At 61.6% G+C, this 3337-nt stretch carries 1 protein-coding gene; it reads left to right on the top strand.

Annotated features, from left to right (window positions below; all coding sequences use genetic code 11):
• Nucleotides 1–342 precede the first annotated feature (342 nt).
• Nucleotides 343–3072 carry an ABC transporter substrate-binding protein gene (locus tag RMO23_RS13625; protein ID WP_309682482.1) on the top strand — a complete coding sequence of 910 codons (2730 nt, stop codon included), beginning with the start codon at nt 343–345 and terminating at the stop codon, nt 3070–3072.
• Nucleotides 3073–3337: the final 265 nt, after the last annotated feature.

Here is a 3337-nt window from a genome sequence, read left to right as displayed (position 1 = left end):
CAGGGCCTCAAGGTGATCGAACTCGCGCCGGGCGTCAGCATGGAAGCGCTACAGGCCAGGACTGGCGTCAAGCTGCACTGACGGCCTGTAGCACGCCGGCTGATGCACGACGCGCCTGTTGATGCCGTTGCGCTTCCCTGATCGCGTGGGGCGCGCCGGTTCTGGCGTAGCCGAAGAGTTGTCTGTGGGTCAAAAAAACAGCGAAAAATCACGCCGCGCAACCTGCCGGGAGGCGTGTCGGCGCTGGTGGGGTGTTGCGCTGCTCCTGACGACCCTGATAGTCCGGTCGCGAGGCCGCGTCCTTCGGGCCAACAGGAAGGCCCGTGCTAGACTGAAATGGCCATGTTTCGCCCCCTCTCCCCCTCCAGGTCCTTGTTGACATCGGGCAGGTGGCATGTGGCGCATTTTGCCGTCGTGGCGGCGCTGGCTCTGTGGATGACTGCTGCCAGCCCGGCTTTCGGTGCTGCCGGTGCCGAGCGGCAGCGGCCGCGAGAGCGCGTGACGCTGCAGCTCAAGTGGCTGCACCAGTTCCAGTTCGCCGGCTACTACGCCGCCGAGGCGAAAGGTTTTTACCGGGACGAAGGGCTGGAGGTCACGATCAGGGAAGGCGGCCCGGACAAGCCGCCCGTGGCCACAGTCCTCAGCGGTGAAGCCCAGTTCAGCATTGGCGACTCCGACCTTGTCGCAGCCCGGATCAATGGGCAGCCGATTGTGGCGCTGGCGGCGATTTTCCAGCATTCGCCCTATGTCATCATGAGCCGGCAGGACCGCAATATCCGCACGCTCAGTGATCTCATCGGCGCAAAGGTCATGCTGTCGGAAGACCAGGGCGCCATCCAGTTGCGCGCCATGTTGCAGCGCGAGGGCATCAATCCGAAGCTCGTCAATATTCTTCCGCAGTCATGGCAGCTCGATGACCTGATCGCCGGCGAGGTGGACGCCATGTCGGCCTACGCCACCGTGGAGCCTGCGCTGATGCAGGCCCGTGGTGTAGCGCCGGCGACGATGCGCAGCCTCGACTACGGCGTTGATTTCTACGGCGATATCCTGTTTACGACGGGCACTGAAGTCTCGGAAAATCCCGAGCGCACCGCAGCGTTTCTGCGCGCCAGCCGCAAAGGCTGGGACTATGCGCTCAGTCATGGTGATGAAATCGCCGGTCTGATCTTGGGCATGAACGGCGTCGTGCAAAGGGGACTGACGCGCGAAATCCTGATCAGGGAAGCCGTTGACATGCGGCCCTTCATCCTGCCGGATGTGGTGGAGATCGGGCACATGAATCGGGGACGGTTCGATCACATCGCCCGGACGCTGGCGGACCAGGGACTGGTGCGAAAGGACTACTCTCTGGCGGGTTTCATGCACGAGCCCGACGCCGGCGTAGATCCCATGCTGTTGCGGTGGATAGCCAGCGGTGGTCTGACGGTGTTCGCGGCGGTGGCGCTGGTGTTCCTCTGGAACATTCAGATTCGTCGCAGCGTGCGTGAGCGAACCTACGAATTGCAGGAAGAAGTCAATCACCGCACCGAAGTGCAGCAGCAGCTGAAAGTCAGCCAGGAGATGGTCCAGTTGATGTTTGGAACCGCCGCGGCGGGAATCGTGATGAACACCCCGGACGGACATTTGCTGATGGCCAATCCAGCTTACTGTGCGATCGTTGGATACACCGAGACCGAGTTGCGGGCGATGGATACGCGTGAGCTGACGCATCCCGAGGACCGCCTTCGTTATGCCGGGCTGAGGGACCGGATGATGGCCGGCGAATTTGGCAGCTTTTCCGACGAAAAACGGTACCTGAAAAAGGGCGGCGGTGCCGTGTGGGTTCGTTCAACGGTGTCGCTGGTGCGTTCGGCTGCCCACCTGCCGTCCTACATCATTGCGGTGACCGAGGACATCACGGCGCGCCGGGCGACAGAGGAAAAGCTGCGCCAGAGCGAGGTGTTGCTGGCCATCGCAGGGCGCACGGCACGGCTCGGCGGCTGGATGCTGGATTTGTCGGCCGACCGCATGCTGTGGTCCGACGAGGCCTGCAAAATTCACGAAATGCCGGTGGGCAGCGAGCCGCTGTTGAACGATGTCCTGCAGTACTGCGCGCCGGAGTGGCAGGAGAAAATTGCTGCTGTATTTCGCCGTTGCATCCGCGACGGTACGCCCTTTGACGAAGAGCTGGAGATCATCACCGCGAGCGGACGCCGGGTGTGGGTCCGTGCCATTGCCGAGGCACTGTGGGACGACAGCGGCAAGAGCACCCGGGTGCAGGGCGCCTACCAGGACATCACCGATCGCAAACAGGCGCAAGAGAGTATTCTGCGCCTCAACGCTGAACTGGAAGAACGCGTACGGCAGCGCACAGCCCAGCTGGAAGCGGTGAACAAGGAGCTGGAGGCTTTTTCCTATTCCGTGTCACACGACCTTCGCGCGCCCCTGAACACGATTGATGGATTCAGCCAGCTGATGGAGCGCATGGGCGTGGACAAGGTCGGCGAAAAGGGCCGGCATTACCTGAGCCGGATTCGCGCAGGGACCCGTCAGATGGGCGAACTGATTGAGGGCCTGCTTTCTCTGGCCAAGCTGGCACGCGATCCGCTGCAGTCCGAAACGGTTGATCTTGCGGCTATCGCCAGTCGGGTGGCGCAGGCATGCAGGGAGCGGGAGCCTGACCGCCAGGTGCAGATGCACATTCAGGAGGATCTGCGGGCCGACGGCGATCCACTGTTGCTGTCAGTGGTCATGGATAACCTGCTGGGCAATGCGTGGAAGTTCACCTCCCAGCAGGTGGAGGCACGAATAGATGTTGGCTGCGAGGCCGGAGCAGACGGCGAAACAGTTTATTTCGTCAAGGACAACGGTGCCGGCTTTGACATGGCCTACGCCGACAAGCTTTTTGGCACCTTCCAGCGGCTTCACTCGACTTCGGATTTTTCAGGAACCGGCATAGGGCTGGCCACGGTACAGCGCATCATCTCCCGGCACGGCGGGCGGGTTTGGGCGAACGCTGTGGAAGGGCAAGGGGCCGTGTTTTATTTCACCTTGGGTGCTGCGCAGGTCAAGCGTTCTTCGGTGACACCATGACATTCAAATCGAATCGGTCACAGGCGGGAAAATGGCGTGGGTGAACGGACTTGGGCCCAAACTCACAGGTCCCGGTCACGATTCTTGACCCGACTCTGGTTCCAACAGCGGGAGCATTGCCGTATCATTATTTTGAGGGGGCGTAGCTTAGGGCTACGCTGATTAAGGTCCACGGCAACCGAGCGTGAAGCGTTACATGACGATGAAACAACAGACCCTTGCCATGGCAGCAGACCAATCGGGCTACGAGCAGTACCGCAAGCCT

This window comes from Polaromonas sp. (assembly GCF_031411155.1).
GTDB lineage: Bacteria > Pseudomonadota > Gammaproteobacteria > Burkholderiales > Burkholderiaceae_C > Polaromonas.
This window is presented reverse-complemented; position numbering and strand designations above follow the sequence as displayed.

Bases quoted from the DNA above. Each gene is read 5' to 3' on its own strand.
- RMO23_RS13625 (WP_309682482.1), top strand. From the start codon at position 343: ATGTTTCGCCCCCTCTCCCCCTCCAGGTCCTTGTTGACATCGGGCAGG.